This is a genomic window from Microbacterium sp. TPD7012 (assembly GCF_003075395.1).
Taxonomy (GTDB): Bacteria; Actinomycetota; Actinomycetes; order Actinomycetales; family Microbacteriaceae; genus Microbacterium.
Genome location: NZ_QDFV01000003.1, coordinates 389223 through 407332, shown reverse-complemented (window position 1 = coordinate 407332; position 18110 = coordinate 389223). Strand labels below are relative to the sequence as shown.

At 69.5% G+C, this 18110-nt stretch carries 15 protein-coding genes; 12 read left to right on the top strand and 3 right to left on the bottom strand.

What is annotated here, in order from left to right:
• The first annotated feature begins 63 nt into the window (after window positions 1-63).
• The 6 genes from DC434_RS10070 (at window position 64) to ilvC (ending at window position 7548) form a co-directional block, all read left to right on the top strand.
• On the top strand, window positions 64-1494 hold the full coding sequence (locus DC434_RS10070) for a trehalose-6-phosphate synthase (protein WP_116635139.1): 1431 nt from the start codon (window positions 64-66) through the stop codon (window positions 1492-1494).
• Window positions 1484-2317 (top strand): trehalose-phosphatase, encoded by an 834-nt coding sequence (gene otsB / locus DC434_RS10065; protein ID WP_165808046.1) that lies wholly within the window; start codon window positions 1484-1486, stop codon window positions 2315-2317. The genes DC434_RS10070 and otsB overlap by 11 nt, the downstream gene beginning before the upstream one ends.
• A 9-nt stretch (window positions 2318-2326) precedes the next feature.
• Complete coding sequence (ilvD, locus tag DC434_RS10060; protein ID WP_116635138.1) at window positions 2327-4045, top strand: dihydroxy-acid dehydratase; 1719 nt, start codon at window positions 2327-2329, stop codon at window positions 4043-4045.
• 72 nt (window positions 4046-4117) lie between these two features.
• The gene (locus DC434_RS10055; RefSeq protein WP_116635137.1) at window positions 4118-5920 is read left to right on the top strand and encodes an acetolactate synthase large subunit; all 1803 of its coding nucleotides are present in this window, start codon (window positions 4118-4120) and stop codon (window positions 5918-5920) included.
• A gap of 3 nt (window positions 5921-5923) precedes the next feature.
• Window positions 5924-6436: an acetolactate synthase small subunit gene (gene ilvN / locus DC434_RS10050; RefSeq protein ID WP_116635136.1), complete on the top strand. Its 513-nt coding sequence runs from the start codon at window positions 5924-5926 to the stop codon at window positions 6434-6436.
• Window positions 6437-6519: 83 nt separating this feature from the next.
• Window positions 6520-7548 (top strand): ketol-acid reductoisomerase, encoded by a 1029-nt coding sequence (ilvC, locus tag DC434_RS10045; RefSeq protein ID WP_243408881.1) that lies wholly within the window; start codon window positions 6520-6522, stop codon window positions 7546-7548.
• A gap of 65 nt (window positions 7549-7613) precedes the next feature.
• On the opposite strand, the gene DC434_RS10040 is transcribed toward ilvC, so the two are convergent.
• Window positions 7614-10448, bottom strand: a complete 2835-nt coding sequence (locus DC434_RS10040; RefSeq protein ID WP_116635134.1) for an FAD-binding and (Fe-S)-binding domain-containing protein — start codon at window positions 10446-10448, stop codon at window positions 7614-7616.
• Between the two features lie 74 nt (window positions 10449-10522).
• Here DC434_RS10040 and DC434_RS10035 point away from each other — a divergent pair, with 74 nt between their 5' ends.
• Window positions 10523-11179 (top strand): GntR family transcriptional regulator, encoded by a 657-nt coding sequence (locus tag DC434_RS10035; protein ID WP_116635133.1) that lies wholly within the window; start codon window positions 10523-10525, stop codon window positions 11177-11179.
• A 17-nt stretch (window positions 11180-11196) separates the two neighbouring features.
• On the opposite strand, the gene DC434_RS10030 is transcribed toward DC434_RS10035, so the two are convergent.
• Window positions 11197-12135 carry a hypothetical protein gene (locus tag DC434_RS10030; protein WP_116635132.1) on the bottom strand — a complete coding sequence of 313 codons (939 nt, stop codon included), beginning with the start codon at window positions 12133-12135 and terminating at the stop codon, window positions 11197-11199.
• An 80-nt stretch (window positions 12136-12215) separates the two neighbouring features.
• Here DC434_RS10030 and DC434_RS10025 point away from each other — a divergent pair, with 80 nt between their 5' ends.
• From DC434_RS10025 to serA, 3 genes are all read left to right on the top strand, one after another.
• Window positions 12216-12680, top strand: a complete 465-nt coding sequence (locus tag DC434_RS10025) for a hypothetical protein (protein WP_116635131.1) — start codon at window positions 12216-12218, stop codon at window positions 12678-12680.
• Window positions 12677-13009: a hypothetical protein gene (locus DC434_RS10020; protein WP_116635130.1), complete on the top strand. Its 333-nt coding sequence runs from the start codon at window positions 12677-12679 to the stop codon at window positions 13007-13009. Before DC434_RS10025 ends, DC434_RS10020 begins: the two co-directional genes overlap by 4 nt.
• Before the next feature lie 114 nt (window positions 13010-13123).
• Window positions 13124-14728, top strand: coding sequence for a phosphoglycerate dehydrogenase (gene serA / locus DC434_RS10015; protein ID WP_116635129.1), 1605 nt, complete (start codon window positions 13124-13126; stop codon window positions 14726-14728).
• A 66-nt stretch (window positions 14729-14794) separates the two neighbouring features.
• On the opposite strand, the gene DC434_RS10010 is transcribed toward serA, so the two are convergent.
• Complete coding sequence (locus DC434_RS10010) at window positions 14795-15337, bottom strand: TetR/AcrR family transcriptional regulator (RefSeq protein ID WP_116635128.1); 543 nt, start codon at window positions 15335-15337, stop codon at window positions 14795-14797.
• Window positions 15338-15400: 63 nt separating this feature from the next.
• On the opposite strand from DC434_RS10010, the gene DC434_RS10005 reads away from it, so the two are divergent.
• Window positions 15401-16936, top strand: a complete 1536-nt coding sequence (locus DC434_RS10005; protein ID WP_116635127.1) for an MFS transporter — start codon at window positions 15401-15403, stop codon at window positions 16934-16936.
• Between the two features lie 73 nt (window positions 16937-17009).
• Window positions 17010-18053, top strand: a complete 1044-nt coding sequence (locus DC434_RS10000) for a 3-isopropylmalate dehydrogenase (RefSeq protein ID WP_116635126.1) — start codon at window positions 17010-17012, stop codon at window positions 18051-18053.
• The last annotated feature ends 57 nt before the right edge of the window (window positions 18054-18110 follow it).

Genomic DNA, 18110 nt, shown 5'->3' with positions numbered 1-18110 from the left:
CGGAAGCAGCCTCGCAACCTCGGTAGCCTGGGGACATCCGTTCCCCTGTCGTGAGGAGTCCGCATGGCCGCCGCAGATTTCGTCGTGGTCGCCAACAGGCTTCCCGTCGACCGTGTCCCCGGTCCCGATGGCGAAGAGGTGTGGCGTACGTCTCCCGGCGGTCTGGTCGCCGCTCTCGAGCCCGTGATGCAGGGCGTCAACGGCGCCTGGGTCGGCTGGCCCGGGCAGGCTGATCTCGAGCTCAAGCCGTTCACGTCCGGCGGCCTCCGGCTGATCCCGATCGCGCTGAGCGAGCAGGAGATCGCCGAGTACTACGAGGGCTTCTCCAACGACACGATCTGGCCGCTCTACCACGACGTCATCGCGCCGCCCCAGTACCACCGCGAGTGGTGGGACGCCTACGTCGCCGTGAACCGCCGCTTCGCCGACGCCGCGGCAGCCGCCGTGGCGCAGGACGGGACGGTGTGGGTGCACGACTACCAGCTGCAGCTCGTCCCGCAGATGGTCCGGGCGCTGCGCCCCGACGTGACCATCGGGTACTTCCACCACATCCCGTTCCCCACGCACGGGCTCTACGCCCAGCTGCCGTGGCGGGGACAGGTGCTGCGGGGACTCCTGGGCGCCGACGTGATCGGCTTCCAGCGTGCCACCGACGCCACCAACTTCCTCAACGCGATCCGGCGACGGCTGAAGTACGAGATCAAGTCCTCGACCGTCACGGTGCCGTCGGGCAACGGCGAGGTCGACGACAGGGGAGAGTCGCATCGCGCTCTGGTGAAGGCCTTCCCGATCTCGATCGACACGGTGCCGTACCTGGAACTCGCCGCGCGCCCCGACATCCAGGCCCGTGCCGCCGAGATCAGGGAGAGCCTGGGCAATCCGAAGCGGATCCTGCTCGGTGTCGATCGCCTCGACTACACGAAGGGCATCGGCCACCGCGTCAAGGCGTACGGCGAGCTGCTGGCGTCCGGTCAGCTCTCGGTCGAGGACGTCACCCTCGTGCAGGTGGCGAGCCCGAGCCGTGAGCGCGTCGACGCCTACGCCAACCTGCGCGACGAGATCGAGCTCGCCGTCAGCCGCATCAACGGCGACACCGACACCATGGGGCACACCGCCATCCGGTACCTGCACCAGGGTTTCCCGCGCGAGGAGATGGTCGCCCTCTACCTCGCCGCCGATGTGATGCTCGTGACCGCGCTGCGCGACGGCATGAACCTCGTGGCGAAGGAGTACGTCGCCACCCGCACCGACAACCGAGGCGCGCTCGTGCTGAGCGAGTTCGCCGGGGCCGCCGACGAACTGGGCAGCGCGATCCTGGTGAACCCGCATGACATCGAGGGCCTCAAGGAGGCGATCATGCGCGCCGTCGAGATGCCTCCGCGCGAGCAGTCCCGGCGGATGCGGTCGATGCGCCGCCGCGTGCTCGACCACGATGTGAACGCCTGGTCCGACTCCTTCCTGTCGGCCCTCACCGCAGCGCGCGATGCACGCTGACACCCTGACCTCGAACGGAGAGCACGTGACCCGCGCCTGGACCCCCGGAGCCCCCGACGCCGACCTGTCGGCCCTCGCCGCGACGCCCCGTCTGGTGGTCGCCCTCGACTTCGACGGCACCGCGTCGCCCCTCGTGCCCGATCCCATGGCGGCACGGGCACTCCCCGAGGTCGCGACGCAGGTGGCCAGACTCGCCGCCCTGCCCGACACCGTGGTCGCCTATGTCTCCGGACGCAGCATGCACGACCTCCGGGTGATCACCGAGCACGACGACGACTCCGTCATCGCGCTGGCCGGGTCGCACGGCGCCCAGTACTGGTTCCCGGGCGAGGGCGAAGCCGCGTCGACGGGTGAGGCGACCGAGGACGGCGCGCGCGAGGAGCTGTGGGCGGCGGCCAAGCCCATCATCGAGCGCTACGAGGGGGCCGAGTTCGAGCCCAAGACGTTCGGGATGGGCGTGCACACCCGACGCGCGGACCGCGAGACGGAGGAGCGCGTCTTCGCGGAGATCGACGCTCTCGTCGCCGAGCGGTTCCCGCACTGGCGCCGTCGCGCGGGACACCGTGTGCTGGAGTTCTCGTCGCGCACCGAGGGGAAGGATGCCGCGGTCGCCGCCCTGCGCGAGCGCTTCGACGCCACCGGCATCCTGTTCGCGGGCGACGACGTGACCGACGAGGATGCCATCGGCGTGCTGCAGGACGGCGATCTCGGCGTGCGTGTGGGACCGGGGGAGAGCGCCGCGATCCTGCGTGTGGAGAACCCACAAGAGATGGGCCGGCTTCTGGAGGCCCTCGCGGACGAGCGCTCCGCGCGGCGGGAATAGACTTCCGTCATGTCCTCGCTCGATCCTGATCCCCGCGCGTCCATCGACATCAAGCCCCGCAGCCGCGTCGTCACCGACGGCATCGAGGCGACGACCTCCCGTGGCATGCTCCGTGCCGTCGGCATGGGCGACGCCGACTGGGAGAAGCCGCAGATCGGCATCGCCTCCAGCTGGAACGAGATCACGCCCTGCAACCTGAGCCTCGACCGGCTCGCCCAGGGCGCGAAGGAGGGCGTGCACTCGGGCGGCGGGTACCCGCTGCAGTTCGGCACGATCTCGGTCTCGGACGGCATCTCGATGGGCCACGAGGGGATGCACTTCTCGCTCGTCTCGCGCGAGGTCATCGCCGACTCGGTCGAGACCGTGATGATGGCCGAGCGCCTCGACGGTTCCGTGCTGCTCGCCGGCTGCGACAAGTCGATCCCGGGCATGCTCATGGCCAGCGCCCGCCTCGATCTCTCGAGCGTGTTCCTGTACGCGGGCTCCATCGCCCCCGGATGGGTGAAGCTGTCGGACGGCACCGAGAAGGACGTCACCATCATCGACTCGTTCGAGGCGGTCGGCGCGTGCCGAGCCGGTCTCATGAGCGAAGAGGATCTGAAGCGCATCGAGTGTGCCATCGCCCCGGGTGAAGGCGCCTGCGGCGGCATGTACACCGCGAACACCATGGCGTCCGTCGCCGAGGCTCTCGGCCTCAGCCTCCCCGGTTCCGCCGCACCGCCCGCGGCCGACCGGCGCCGGGACTACTACGCGCACCGCTCCGGCGAGGCCGTGGTCAACCTGCTCCGTCAGGGCATCACCACCCGCGACATCCTCACCAAGGAAGCCTTCGAGAACGCGATCGCACTGGCGATGGCGCTCGGCGGCTCGACCAACGTCGTGCTGCACCTGCTCGCGATCGCCCGCGAGGCGGATGTCGACCTGAACCTGCACGACTTCAACCGCATCGGCGACAAGGTGCCGCACGTCGCCGACATGAAGCCGTTCGGCAAGTACGTCATGAACGACGTCGACCGCCACGGCGGCATCCCGGTGATCATGAAGGCCATGCTCGACGAAGGCCTGCTGCACGGCGACGCGCTCACCGTGACGGGCAAGACGCTTGCCGAGAACCTCGCCGAGCTCGATCCGCAGCCGATCGACGGCACCGTGATCCACACGTTCGCCAACCCGATCCACGCCACCGGCGGTCTGACGATCCTGCACGGCTCGCTCGCTCCCGAGGGCGCGGTCGTCAAGACGGCCGGCTTCGATGCCGCGGTCTTCGAGGGACCGGCGCGGGTGTTCGAGCGCGAGCGCGCGGCGATGGATGCCGTCGCCGAGGGCGAGATCGAACCGGGAACCGTCATCGTCATCCGCTACGAAGGACCCAAGGGCGGTCCCGGCATGCGGGAGATGCTGGCCATCACCGCGGCCATCAAGGGCGCTGGCCTCGGAAAAGATGTACTACTCTTGACAGACGGACGATTCTCAGGCGGCACAACCGGCCTGTGCATCGGCCACATAGCACCCGAAGCGGTGGACGCAGGTCCGATCGCCTTCGTGCGCGATGGTGATCTGATACGGGTCGATATCGCAGCTCGCTCTCTCGACCTACTCGTCGACGACGCTGAGCTCGCCTCCCGCCGCTCTGGCTGGGAGCCGCTTCCCCCGCGCTACACCCGAGGCGTTCTCGCCAAGTACTCGCGCCTCGTGCGGTCCGCCGCCGAGGGAGCGACCACCGGTTGATCCGATTCGTTCGATGGGTTCCTGAGCCCGTCGAAGGACCGGATTCCTCTTCAGATCACCAGAAGGAATGTCATGACTGCTGACTCCGTCTCGGCCGTGCCGAGGCCGCCCGCCCGCCAGGCTTCAGCGCCGGAGATCTCCGGCGCCGAAGCTGTCGTCCGCTCGCTCGAGATGCTCGGGATCAAAGACGTCTTCGGCATCCCCGGAGGTGCGATCCTCCCCGTCTACGACCCGCTGATGGACGCGTCCGAGCTCCGCCACATCCTCGTGCGCCACGAGCAGGGTGCCGGCCACGCGGCCGAGGGATACGCTTCGGCGTCCGGCAAGGTCGGCGTCTGCATCGCGACGTCGGGCCCCGGAGCCACGAACCTCGTCACGGCGATCGCCGACGCCTACATGGACTCCGTCCCGCTGCTCGCGATCACCGGTCAGGTGTTCTCGACGCTGATGGGGACCGACGCGTTCCAGGAGGCCGACATCGTCGGCATCACGATGCCGGTGACGAAGCACTCCTTCCTCGTGAAGGACGCGGCCGATATCCCCGGTGCGCTGGCCGCCGCCTACGAGATCGCCTCGACCGGCCGCCCCGGCCCCGTGCTCGTCGACATCACGAAGGACGCGCAGCAGGCCATGGCGCCGTTCGTCTGGCCGCCCAAGGTCGACCTCCCCGGCTACCGCCCGGTGACCAAGGCCCACGGCAAGCAGATCCAGGCCGCGGCCGCGCTGCTCGCCGAGGCCAAGAAGCCGGTGCTGTACGTCGGCGGCGGAGTGATCCGCGGACGCGCGTCGGCCGAACTCCTGGCACTCGCCGAGACGACGGGCGCCCCCGTGGTCACCACCCTGATGGCGCGCGGCGCCTTCCCCGACTCGCACCCGCAGCACCTCGGCATGCCCGGCATGCACGGCACGGTCCCGGCGGTGCTCGCGCTGCAGGAGGCCGACCTGCTCATCTCGCTCGGCGCCCGCTTCGACGACCGTGTGACCGGCAAGGCCGCGCTGTTCGCTCCGCACGCGAAGGTCGTCCACGTCGACATCGACCCGGCCGAGATCTCCAAGATCCGCACGGCCGACGTGCCGATCGTGGGCGACGTGCGCGATGTGCTCACCGACCTCGACGCCGCCTACCGCGGTGCGACGGCGGGCTCCCAGCCCGACACCGAGGAGTGGTGGTCGTACCTCGACGGACTGCGCACCGAGTTCCCTCTCGGCTACACCCCGCCGACCGACGGGCTCCTCGCACCGCAGCACGTGATCCAGCGGATCGGCGAGCTCACCGGACCGGAGGGCGTGTACGCGTCGGGCGTGGGCCAGCACCAGATGTGGGCGGCGCAGTTCATCAAGTACGAGCGTCCCAACGCCTGGCTGAACTCCGGCGGCGCCGGAACGATGGGCTACGCGGTTCCGGCCGCGATGGGCGCCAAGGTCGCCGAACCGCACCGCCCGGTCTGGGCGATCGACGGCGACGGCTGCTTCCAGATGACCAATCAGGAGCTCGCGACCTGCGCGATCAACGACATCCCGATCAAGGTCGCGATCATCAACAACTCGTCGCTGGGCATGGTGCGGCAGTGGCAGACGCTGTTCTACGACGGTCGCCACTCCAACACCGACCTCAACACGGGTCACGGCACCATCCGCATCCCCGATTTCGTCAAGCTCGCCGAGGCGTACGGCTGCCTCGCGATCCGCGTGGAGAAGGAGGACGAGGTGGATGCCGCCATCAAGCTCGCCCTCGAGACCAACGACCGTCCGGTCGTGATCGACTTCGTCGTGAGCGCCGACTCCATGGTGTGGCCGATGGTCCCGCAGGGAGTCAGCAACAGCTATGTCCAGTACGCGCGCGACCACGCGCCGAGCTTCGACGAAGAGGACTGATCCATGTCGACCCACGTGCTGAGCCTGTTGGTGGAAGACCGTCCCGGCCTTCTGACCCGTGTCGCCGGGCTGTTCGCCCGTCGCAGCTTCAACATCGAATCCCTCGCGGTCGGCGTGACCGAGGTTCCGGGGATCTCCCGGATCACGGTCGTCGTCGACGTGGAGGAGCAGCTTCCTCTCGAGCAGGTGACCAAGCAGCTCAACAAGCTGATCAACGTCATCAAGATCGTGGAGCTGGACCCCGCCTCGTCGGTGCAGCGCGAGCACATGCTCGTCAAGGTGCGCACCGACAACGCCTCGCGCTCCAACGTGATCGAGGTCGTGAACCTGTTCCGCGCCTCGGTCGTCGACTACGCGCCCGACGCGCTCGTGGTCGAGGTCACGGGCGACAAGGGCAAGGTCGAGGCCCTGCTCAAGGCGCTCGAGCCCTTCGGCATCAAGGAGATCGCCCAGTCGGGCCTTCTCGCGATCGGCCGCGGTGGCAAGAGCATCACCGAGCGCGTCCTGCGCGGCTGACAGACATCACATATCCCAAAGGTTTCGCCGCTCGTTGAGCGAGCGGAGCGAGACGAAACGCAATGAACAAGGAGAAACACACCGTGAGCACCGAGATCTTCTACGACGCCGACGCCGACCTGTCCCTCATCCAGGGCAAGAAGGTCGCGATCGTCGGCTACGGCTCGCAGGGCCACGCCCACGCGCAGAACCTGCGCGACTCGGGTGTCGAGGTCGCCATCGCCCTCAAGGAGGGCTCCAAGTCCGCCGCGAAGGCCGAGGAGGCCGGCTTCGCGGTCAAGACCGTCGCCGAGGCCACCGAGTGGGCCGACCTCATCATGATCCTCGCGCCGGACCAGCACCAGCGCATCATCTACAGCGAGTCCATCGCGCCGAACCTGACCGCGGGCAAGACCCTCGCGTTCGCGCACGGCTTCAACATCCGCTTCGGCTACATCGACGCTCCCGAGGGCGTCGACGTGATCCTCGTCGCCCCGAAGGCGCCGGGTCACACGGTCCGCCGCGAGTTCGTCGCCGGCCGTGGCATCCCGGACATCATCGCCGTCGAGCGCGACGCATCGGGCCAGGCCTGGGACGTCGCCCTCTCGTACGCGAAGGCCATCGGCGGCACGCGTGCCGGCGTCATCAAGACGACCTTCACCGAGGAGACCGAGACCGACCTGTTCGGCGAGCAGGCCGTGCTCTGCGGTGGCGTCAGCCACCTCGTGCAGGCCGGCTTCGAGACCCTCACCGAGGCGGGCTACCAGCCGCAGATCGCCTACTTCGAGGTGCTGCACGAGCTGAAGCTCATCGTCGACCTCATGTGGGAGGGCGGCATCGCCAAGCAGCGCTGGTCGATCTCCGACACCGCCGAGTTCGGCGACTACGTCTCCGGCCCCCGCGTCATCGACGCCCGCGTCAAGGAGAGCATGCAGGGCGTCCTCGCCGACATCCAGTCCGGTGCCTTCGCCAAGCGCTTCATCGACGACCAGGACAACGGGGCCGAGGAGTTCCTGGCGCTGCGCGCCAAGGAGGAGACGCACCCGATCGAGGTCACCGGCAAGGAGCTGCGCTCGCTCTTCGCCTGGAAGCAGCAGGACGAGGACTACGTCGACGGCAGCGCTGCGCGCTGATCTGATCCACGAAGAACGGGCGCCTCTTTGCGGGGGCGCCCGTTCTTTCATCGTCCGGCCTGGTCTCAGCCGCGGGTGAGCTCCTCGAGCACCTCGACCACGTGGCGGTACGGCTGGCCGGTCGCGCGGGTCATACCGATCTCGCATGTGCGGTTCGCCGAGACGAAGGCATCGAATCCGCCGCGGTCGGCATCCGCCGCACGGACCTCCGCCGATTCGACGGCCGTCGCGCTGGCGGTGAGCTCGGGGTGCAGCATGCCGCGGTCGCCGGCGAAGGCGCAGCATCCCCATCCGTCGGGGACGAACACCTCGGTGGCGACGGCCGCGGCGATCTCGGTGAGCGCTCCCGTCGCGCCCAGCGCGGTCGTCGAGCAGGTCGGATGCACCGCCACGCTGTCGAGCTTCGCCGACACCGTCACGCGGGGGAGCACCTCCCTCGCGATGTAGGTCGTGGCGTCCTCGATCACGAGCTTCGCGTACTCCGGGTACTCGGCGACGGACTTCGCGAGCATCGTGTGCAGTCCCTCGGTGCAGGATGCCGCGTCGCACACGACCGGGAGCTCACCGTGCCGGCTGGCCTCCCAGAGCGACGAGAGCACCCGCTCCGTCATCCGGTCGTAGCCCGCGAGATGTCCCTTCGACTTCCAGGGTGTGCCGCAGCACATGCCGCCGGTGTCCTCCGGGATGACGACCGCGATGCCCGCGCGGTCGAGCAGAGCGCGGACCGCGTCGCGGGAGCCCTCTCCGTGGCCCTCCGCGCCGAACATCGTGCCGATGCACGCGCCGAAGAACACCGCACGGGCATCTGCAGGGTTCTGCGCCGCCGGAGCCTTCGTGCCGCCGCGGGGGAGCCCGCCGTCGTAGAGCGGCACGGTGTCGTCGCCGAGGATCGCGCGACCCACCCGGGTCACGCCTTTCACGAGGGGAGCGGGCATCGCGGCGGCGAAGGTCAGAGCGGTGCCGCCGACGCGTGTCACGGCCCCCCAGCCCTTGGCGGCGGCGTCCCAGACCGTGTCCTCGATCTTCGATGACTCCTCGGCGCGCAGGCGTCGGACCAGATCGCCCGTGTTGATGTCGACAGGGCACGCGACGCCGCACATGCCGTCGACCGCGCAGGTCTGCACACCGTCGTAGTCGTAGTCGGCCTTCAGATCCTGCAGCAGCGCGGTGTCGCCCTGCTCCTCGGCCCAGGCCATGTCCCGCCGGATCACGATGCGCTGGCGCGGCGTGAGGGTGATGCTCTTGCTCGGGCACGTCGGCTCGCAGTAGCCGCATTCGACGCAGCGGTCGACCTCGCTCTCGACGGTCGGCACCCGCTTGAGATCGTCGAGGTAGGAGTCGGGGTCGTCGGAGAGGACCACGCCGGGGTTGAGGATGAGGTCGGGATCGAGGAGCCTCTTGATCTCCCACATCATGTCGGTCAGCTCGTCGCCGTATTGGCGCCGCACGAACGGGGCCATGATGCGTCCGGTGCCGTGCTCGGCCTTGAGCGATCCCTGCTGCGACAGCACCAGGGCGACCAGATCGTCGGTGAAGCGCCGGTAGCGCGCGACGCTCGCGGGGTCGTCGAAGCGCTCGTTGAGCAGGAAGTGCACGTTCCCGTCCTTCGCGTGACCGAAGATGACGGACCCTTCGTACCCGTGCTCCGCGAAGAGCTCGATGAGCCGCTCGCAGGTGGCGAGCAGGCGGGGGACCGGCACGACGATGTCCTCGAGGAGCGCGGTCGTGCCGGAGGGACGCGCGCCGGCGACGGCGGTGTACAGGCCCTTCCTGACGTGCCAGAGCGCTGCCCGCTCCGCGGCATCCGTCGTGAGGCGCGGCGCGATGGCCAGCGGCAGCGACTCGAAATGGGACTGCGCTGAGATGCTCGCCGCCGCGAGCCCGGCGTCGTCGGAGGCATGGACCTCGACGAGGAGAGCGGCGTGCCCCTGCACATCGATCTCGGCGATCGTGGCCGGCACATCGCTCAGGCTCTGCGCGACCCGCAGCGATGCGGCGTCCAGCAACTCGATCGTGGCGAGGCCGAGGTCCGCGAGAGCGGGCAGCACCGTCATCGCGGCCGAGAGCGTCTCGAACACCAGCAATCCGGTGGCGATCGCGGGCCGGATCTCGATCGTCCGGAAACGGGCTTCGGCGACGAAGGCGAGAGTGCCCTCCGAGCCGATGATGAGGTGCTCGAGGATCCGCACCGGGTCGTCGAAGTCGAGGAGGGCGTTGAGCCCGTAGCCCATCGTGTTCTTCATGGAGAACTGCTGCCGGAGGAACGCGACGTGCTCCGGCGAGGCGAGGAGCCGCTCCCGGAGCGCCAGCAGCCCGTCGACGACAGCGGGTTCGGCGGCGCGGAGCAGGGCGCCCGCCTCAGGATCGCCGGTGTCGAGGATCGTGCCGCTCGGGAGGACGATCCGCATCGACTCGATCGTCTGGTACGAGTTCTCGGTGATGCCGCAGGCCATGCCGCTGGAGTTGTTGGCGACCACGCCGCCGATGGTGCACGCGATCTCGCTGGCCGGGTCGGGGCCGAGCTTGCGGCGATAGCGCGCGAGTCGCGTGTTGACCTGGCGGACGGTGGCGCCCGGTCCCACGCGCACCGATGCGCCACCGTCCTCGACGGCGATCTCGCGGAAGTGACTGCGGGTGTCGACGAGGATGTCGCCGCTCACGCCCTGCCCGGAGAGGCTCGTGCCGCCGGAGCGGAAGGTCATCGACCGGCCCGCGGCGCGCACGGCGCCGAACGCCCGGGCGACGCCCTCGGCATCCGCGGGGGAGAGGACGGCGTCGGGGATCAGGAGGTAGTGCGAGGCATCGTGCGCTCGCGCGAATCGATCGATCGAACGGGAGTGGACCTCGGTCGACGACCCGAGCAGGGCGGGGTCCAGCGGTTCTGCGAGTGTGGTCGGCACGGTGCTCCTCTGCTCCGCTCGAGGGATTGTCTGACAAGTGTACTGACTCGCGGAGGTCTGGATAGACTGCTCGGATGACGACGGACGCTGCACTGGGAATCGTCGGCGTGGTCGACGCCGTCACCCTCCGACTCCGCGAGCGCATCCTGAGCGGTGACATCCGCTCCGGCGAGCCGCTCACCGAGGCTGCGGTGTCCCAGGCGTTCGGCGTGGCGAGGCCCAGCGCGAAGGCGGCGATCGAGCAGCTGGTCGCCACCGGTCTGCTGGTCCGCACGGCGCACCGCTCGGCACGCGTCGTGGGAATCGATCCGGAGACCGTTCGCGACGTCTACCGCACGCGGTCCCGACTGGAGAGCGCCGCGCTCCGCGAACTGGCGATCACCCGCGCCGTGCCCGCGTCGGCGGTCGAGGCGAACGCCGAGATCCTGGCGATGCCGCCCGGTCCCGATGCGGCGACCGTCGACCCCGATCTGCGATTCCACACCGCTCTCATCGACGCGCTCGGCAGCGAGCGGACGGCACGGATGTATCGCAGCGTCCTCGACGAGGCGCGACTCTGCATGGCGCAGGTGCAGGGCCGCCGCCTGCTGGACGCCGCGGTGATCGCCGCCCAGCACGCCGAGATGCTCGAAGCGGTCGCCGCAGGCGAGGGCGACCGTGCCGCCGCACTCCTCGCCGCGCATCTCTCCTCGGCCGAAGAGCGACTGGTCGAGGCCGTCGTCGCCGACTGACGCCGCTCAGCCGGCCGTCACTCGGCCGGCGCCTCCTCGACCTGGATCGGGGCGTCGGCGGGATCGGCCCAGACCGGAGCGGGCAGCAGCGTGTCGACCTGCCCCGCCTGGATCGCGCGGAGGGCCTCGGTGATCTCGTCGGCGTTCTCCGGCACGGCCAGGTCGCAGGCGCGGAGCTCGGAGGCGAACTGCAGCGTGAGGCGGATCTTGCCGGCCTCGACGGCCTCGGCCGTGGTTCCGGTGCGGATCTCGCTGCCCGTCTGGATCGCGGACACCTGGTCGCAGACGTGGTAGACCGCTCCGCCGTCGACCCAGACGACCTCGTCCTGGCCGAGGAGCTGGATCACGGCGGACTGATCCGCGGTGTACTGCTCGACGGACGGCGGGTTGAAGTCGATGCCCAGGACGACCGCGAGCGCCGCGAGGGCGATGCCGACGATGCCCGCCGTCGTCTTCTGCCCCTTGTCCATGTCCTTGTTCAGGAAGATCAGGATGATGAGCGGGAGGAACGCCACGATGGCGATGATCGCTCCGAGCTGGTTCTGGACGAAGAACCTGACCGTCTCGGACTTGCGCGCAGGGTCCAGGCGGTTCGCCTTCTTCCAGAGCACCGAGCCGGTGATCGACAGTGCGGCGATGACGACGAGCAGGACGAGGAGGGCGATGAACGCCCACTGCGGGAACTGCGCCGTGACGCCCTGCTCCTGGAGGAGGCCGGTGTCGGGGTCGCGCACGAGCGTGCCGTCCTCGCCGACGAAGACCCGCTGACGGAGCAGCCAGAAGATGCCGACCGCCTCGCCCGCGATCGCGATCGCCCAGAGGACCCCGGCGATCCAGCGGAATGTCGTCGCCTTCTGCTTGGCGGCAGCCGTCGGCACCCAGCCAGCGGGGGGTTCTCCGGTGCCGGCGTTCGTCGCGACCTGCTCCGTGCGATCGACCTTCTTCTTCTCAGCCACAGCGGTCCTTTCCCCCTGCCGAAGGCCTCCGCGGCCCGATGCCCCCGAGCATAGTGGACCGCGTGTCCTACTCTGGGGACATGACTTCCGATTCCGACGACGCCCTCCGCTGGGACGGCGACGAGGCGCGGACGCCCGAGGATCCGGCGCTGCCGCGCGGATGGAACGCCGTGGGGAAGGGCAGCGCCGATGTCGGCCGGATCGAGGACGACGGATCCGTCACGCCGGCGGAGGAGCCGGAGCGCGCCGGGCTGAGCACGGCGATGCTCCTCATCCTCGGCGTCGTCGGCGGCGTCTACCTGCTGTACACGATCGGCTGGGTGGTCGGCGGGCTGCGGCTCAAGCCGCTCGCCTCGTTCCTCGTCGACGATGCGATGTTCCTGCCGTGGTTCGTGCTCGCCATCGCCGCCCCCGCCCTCTGGTTCCTGGCGACGTGGGTGCTGACGCGGGGGAGAGCGGCCTGGGTCAGAGTCGCCTTCCTGCTCGCCGGCGTCGTCCTCCTCGTGCCCTGGCCCTTCGTCACCGTGGGGGTGATCGGATCATGACCGATGCGCAGAGCGCACCCATCGCGGCCGGTTCCCCGCGCTGGCTCGTCGGGGTCGTCCTCGGCTTCGCCGGACTCCTCTACGCTTACGCGGTCTGGAACGCGGTCGCGCATCTGATCAACATGGCGCGGACCGGCCTGACCGGAACCGGCTGGATCACGCTGCTGTTCGGGGTGGTCTTCCCCGTGATCGTCTTCGTCTTCGCGTTCCTCATCGGCCGGCGACGTCGTGTGGGGGAGTTGGCCCTGTCCCTGCTGGCAGGGCTCGGGATCGTCGCCGTCTTCTGGATGAGCCTGATCGCGTTGAGCCTGACCCTGCCCAGCGCCTGAGCGTCACACGCACGGAGCGTCGCGAGCGCTCGGGTACAGTTGAGGTGATCGCGCCCCCATGGTGTGCGGCGCATCGGCCCCTCCCGCCTGTCGCGCTGCCCCGAAGGATTCTCTGTGCCGAAGCCCGTTGTGCTCATCGCCGAAGTGCTCTCTCCCGCCACGATCGAGGCTCTGGGCCCCGACTTCGACGTCCGTGACGTCGACGGCACCGACCGCGAGGCGCTCTTCGCCTCGCTGGCCGAGGCGGACGCGGTGCTCATCCGCTCGGCCACCCGCATCGACGAAGAGGCCCTGGCCCACGCGCCGAAGCTGAAGGTCGTCGCCCGTGCCGGCGTCGGGCTCGACAACGTCGACATCAAGGCCGCCACGGCTGCCGGTGTCATGGTCGTGAACGCGCCCACGTCCAACATCGTCTCGGCCGCCGAGCTCACGGTCGGGCACATCCTCAGCCTCGCCCGCCGCATTCCGGCTGCGCACGCATCGCTCGCCGCCGGGCAGTGGAAGCGCAGCTCGTTCACCGGCGCCGAGCTCTTCGAGAAGACCGTCGGCATCGTCGGCCTCGGCCGGATCGGGGCGCTCGTCGCCGCGCGCCTCGCCGCCTTCGACATGCGCGTCGTCGCCTACGACCCCTACGTCACCTCCGCCCGCGCGCAGCAGCTCGGCGTGCAGCTGCTGTCGCTCGACGAGCTCGTCGCCGAGGCCGACTTCCTCACCATCCACATGCCGAAGACGCCGGAGACCACCGGCATGATCGGCGCGGAGCAGTTCGCCGCGATGAAGCCGACCGCGTTCGTCGTGAACGTCGCGCGTGGTGGCCTCATCGACGAGGAGGCTCTGCACGAAGCGCTCGTCGCCGGCGAGATCGCCGGTGCCGGACTCGATGTCTTCACCTCCGAGCCGCCCGCAGAGGGCGGATCGGCACGGCCGCTGCTCGACCTGCCGAACGTCGTCGTCACTCCCCACCTCGGAGCGAGCACGGAAGAGGCGCAGGAGAAGGCGGGCGTCTCGGTCGCCAAGTCCGTGCGGCTCGCGCTCGGGGGAGACCTCGTGCCGGATGCCGTCAACGTCGCCGGCGGCGTCATCGACCCGTACGTCCGCCCCGGCATCTCGCTCGTCGAGAAGCTCGGCCAGATCTTCGCGTCGCTCGCGACCTCGCCGCTCACGAGCCTCGACGTCGAGGTGCACGGCGAGCTCAACGACTACGACGTGAGCGTGCTCAAGCTCGCCGCCCTCAAGGGCGTCTTCACGAACATCGTGAGCGAGACCGTGTCCTACGTGAACGCGCCTCTGCTCGCCGAGCAGCGCGGCATCGCGGTGCGTCTGCTCAAGGACGACGTGAGCGACGAGTACCGCAACGTGATCACGCTCAGCGGTGCGCTCTCCGACGGCTCGCAGCTCTCGGTCTCCGGAACGCTCACCGGTCCGAAGCAGGCCGAGAAGCTGGTCGGGATCAACGACCACACTCTCGAGCTGCCGATCGAGAAGCACCACGTCGTCATGCTCTACACCGACCGCCCCGGCATCGTCGCAGTGTACGGCCAGAAATTCGGCGAAGCGGGCATCAACATCGCCGGAATGCAGATCGCTCGTCAGGCGGCCGGCGCGCAGGCGCTCAGCGTGCTGACGCTCGACTCGCCGGTGTCCGAGGAGCTGCTGGAAGACGTCAGCGCCGCGATCGACGCCGACCTGTTCCGTCAGATCGAGATCACCGAGGTCTGAATCACCGTGCGATGAGGGCGGGGAGGCGAGAGCCTCTCCGCCCTCATCGCGTTCGGCGGCTCGGGGCTACGAGGTGGTCTTCAGGACCAGGGCGATGAGGGCCGCGAGCTCGTCGTGATGGGGAACGAGGCGCTCCGGCCCGTGCACGTCGAGCGAATTGTTGAAGTACAGGCCGTCGCTGAGCAGCATCACGAGGTCGAGGCTCGTCCGGTCGCGCACATGCGGACGGATCGCGTCCTCCCAGCGGCGCCGGTTGTTGCGCAGGCCCTCCGCCGCGGCGACCGAGCCGCCCTGGGCGAGACGCGACGCGGCGATCAGTGCGCGATCGAGGGCGTCGTCCTCCATGACCGAGGTGCGGATGTAGTAGGCGACCGGCCCCTCCTCGGCTGCCGCCATGACCTCGAGGTCTGCAGTGGTCAGCGTATCGAGCCGCTCCAGGAGCCCGGCCGCGAGCTCTTCCTTCGATCCGAAGTGGTAGAGCAGCCCGCCTTTGGAGACACCGGCTGCTCTGGCCGTGGCGTCGAGCGTCGCCGCCCGCTCGCCGTCGGCGATGACGATGGACTCGAAGGCGTCGAGCACCTTCTCACGTGCGAGGGGAGGGCGGGGCATATCTGTTACTATACCAGCTGGACGGTTCACTAACGAGGCCGCCAAAATCCTGAGAGGTGTTCCATGACCCGTACTGCGTCGATCCCGACGACAGAGACGGATGCTCCCCGTGTCGGGGCCCGCGGCTGGGCGGCGCTCGTCGTCCTCATGCTGCCGGTGCTGCTCGTCTCGGTGGACAACACGGTGCTGAGCTTCGCGCTCCCCGAGATCTCCATCGCGCTCGCGCCCTCCGGTGCCGAGCAGCTGTGGATCATCGACGTCTACCCGCTGGTGCTCGCCGGTCTCCTCGTGACGATGGGCACCCTCGGCGACCGGTTCGGCCGGCGTCGCATGCTGCTGATCGGTGCCGTCGGCTTCGCCGCCGTCTCGGCACTGGCCGCGTTCGCGCCGACCGCGGGGCTGCTGATCGCGGCCAGGGCGCTGCTCGGTTTCTTCGGTGCGATGCTCATGCCGTCGACCCTCTCGCTGCTGCGCTCGATCTTCCAGAACCGGGACCAGCGCCGCATGGCGATCGCGGTCTGGGCCTCGGCCTTCTCGGCCGGTGCGGCGCTCGGTCCGATCGTCGGCGGGTTCCTGCTCGAGCACTTCGCCTGGGGGTCGGTCTTCCTCATCGCGGTGCCCGTCCTCATCCCGCTGCTGATCTGCGGGCCCCTCCTGGTACCGGAGAGCCGTGACCCGAACCCGGGACGCATCGACCCTGTCAGCATCGTGCTGTCGATGGCCGCGATGATCCCCGTCGTCTACGCCATCAAGTCGCTGGCCGTCGATGGGCCGTCGCTCGTCGCGGGTGGATGGGCGCTGCTCGGCATCGCGATGGGCGTGCTGTTCGTCCGCCGGCAGAACCGTTCGACGGTGCCCATGCTCGACATGGCGCTGTTCCGGCGCGGGACGTTCTCGGGGGCCATCCTCGTGAACCTGCTCAGTGTCGTCGCCCTGGTCGGCTTCCTCTACTTCGTCTCCCAGCATCTGCAGCTGGTGCTCGGTCTGTCGCCGATGCTCGCCGGCATCGCGCTGGTGCCCGGCATGGCGGCGATGATCGTGGCCGGTCTCACGGTCGTGCCGATCTCGCGCCGTGTCCCGCCGCACGTGCTCGTGCCGAGCGCGCTGCTGTTCTCGGTGGCCGGCTACCTCATCGTCGCCTTCACGACCCACGCGCACGGCGTCGCGCCGCTGATCATCGCGTTCGTCGTGCTCGGGATCGGCATCGGCGCTGCGGAGACGATCTCCAACGAGCTGATCCTGTCGAGCGCCCCGGCCGAGAAGGCCGGAGCCGCGAGTGCGGTGTCCGAGACGGCCTACGAGCTCGGAGCCGTGCTCGGCACAGCGATCCTCGGCGGCATCATCACGGCGTTCTACCGCGGAGCGCTCGCGCTGCCGGAGGGGCTGCCCGCGGAGGTGGCGCACGCCGCGCGCGAGACGCTCGCCGGTGCCTACACCGCGGCGCGCGACCTCCCGGCGGCACTCGGCGACGCGCTCTGGAACGCCGCTGCCGCGGCGTTCGGCTCCGGCGTGATGGTGACGTCTCTGATCGGCGCGGGCCTCGTCGTCCTCGCGGGCGTGATCGCCGCCGTCACACTGCGCAAAGCCCCCTCGCACTGAGCACTACGCTGGGATGACCGGTCCGCTCCACGAGCGGAGAGCGTGACCGGCTCATCCCGGTGCAAGGAGTGTCATGTCGCGTGTCGTGAAGCTGGCCGTCATCCCCGGTGACGGCATCGGTCCCGAGGTCGTCGCCGAGGCCGAGAAGGTCCTCGAAGCGGTCACCGCGCAGAGCGACGTGGTCTTCGACAAGACCCGCTTCTCGCTCGGGGCCGCGCGCTTCCTCGAGACCGGCGACACGCTCACCGACGACGACCTCGAGGCCATCGCCGCACACGACGCCATCCTCCTCGGAGCGGTCGGCGGCACGCCGGGGGACCCCCGGCTCAAGGACGCGAACATCGAGCGCGGACTCCTCCTCAAGCTCCGCTTCACGCTCGATCACTACGTGAACCTGCGGCCGTCGAAGCTCTTCACGGGCGCGCCGGGTCCGCTGTCGAACCCGGGCGAGATCGACTTCGTCGTGGTCCGCGAAGGCACCGAGGGCCCCTATGTGGGCAACGGCGGCGCGATCCGCAAGGGCACGCCGCAGGAGGTCGCCAACGAGACCTCCGTGAACACCGCGTTCGGTGTCGAGCGCGTCGTGCGCTACGCGTTCGAGCTGGCCGAGCGGCGCGGCAAGAAGATCACCCTGGTGCACAAGACGAACGTGCTCGTGCACGCCGGCGCGATCTGGCAGCGGGTCGTGAACGAGGTCGCCGCCTCCCACCCCGACGTGTCCGTCGACTACCTGCACGTCGACGCCGCGACGATCTTCCTGGTGACCGACCCTTCGCGATTCGACGTCATCGTCACCGACAACCTCTTCGGCGACATCCTCACCGACCTCGCCGGCGCCGTCACGGGCGGCATCGGCCTGGCGGCATCCGGGAACATCAACCCGGACGGCGCGTTCCCCTCGATGTTCGAGCCCGTGCACGGCTCCGCTCCGGACATCGCCGGACAGCAGAAGGCCGATCCGACGGCCGCGATCCTCTCGGTCGCGCTGCTGCTCGACCACCTCGGCCTCGTCGACGAATCCGCGCGCGTGAGCGCGGCGGTCGAGGCTGATATCGCCGCCCGCAGCGCGGCTCGCACGACGGCGGAGATCGGCTCCGCGATCGCCGCGCGGCTCTGACCTTCAGGCGTAGGCTGAGAGGGCGCGACGATGCGCCCACCCACGAGGAATGGATGA

Bases quoted from the DNA above. Each gene is read 5' to 3' on its own strand.
- DC434_RS10000 (WP_116635126.1), top strand. From the start codon at position 17,010: ATGTCGCGTGTCGTGAAGCTGGCCGTCATCCCCGGTGACGGCATCGGT.
- DC434_RS10055 (WP_116635137.1), top strand. From the start codon at position 4,118: ATGACTGCTGACTCCGTCTCGGCCGTGCCGAGGCCGCCCGCCCGCCAG.
- DC434_RS10035 (WP_116635133.1), top strand. From the start codon at position 10,523: ATGACGACGGACGCTGCACTGGGAATCGTCGGCGTGGTCGACGCCGTC.
- DC434_RS10005 (WP_116635127.1), top strand. From the start codon at position 15,401: ATGACCCGTACTGCGTCGATCCCGACGACAGAGACGGATGCTCCCCGT.
- DC434_RS10070 (WP_116635139.1), top strand. From the start codon at position 64: ATGGCCGCCGCAGATTTCGTCGTGGTCGCCAACAGGCTTCCCGTCGAC.
- DC434_RS10025 (WP_116635131.1), top strand. From the start codon at position 12,216: ATGACTTCCGATTCCGACGACGCCCTCCGCTGGGACGGCGACGAGGCG.
- otsB (WP_165808046.1), top strand. From the start codon at position 1,484: ATGCACGCTGACACCCTGACCTCGAACGGAGAGCACGTGACCCGCGCC.
- ilvD (WP_116635138.1), top strand. From the start codon at position 2,327: ATGTCCTCGCTCGATCCTGATCCCCGCGCGTCCATCGACATCAAGCCC.
- ilvN (WP_116635136.1), top strand. From the start codon at position 5,924: ATGTCGACCCACGTGCTGAGCCTGTTGGTGGAAGACCGTCCCGGCCTT.
- DC434_RS10010 (WP_116635128.1), bottom strand. From the start codon at position 15,337: ATGCCCCGCCCTCCCCTCGCACGTGAGAAGGTGCTCGACGCCTTCGAG.
- DC434_RS10020 (WP_116635130.1), top strand. From the start codon at position 12,677: ATGACCGATGCGCAGAGCGCACCCATCGCGGCCGGTTCCCCGCGCTGG.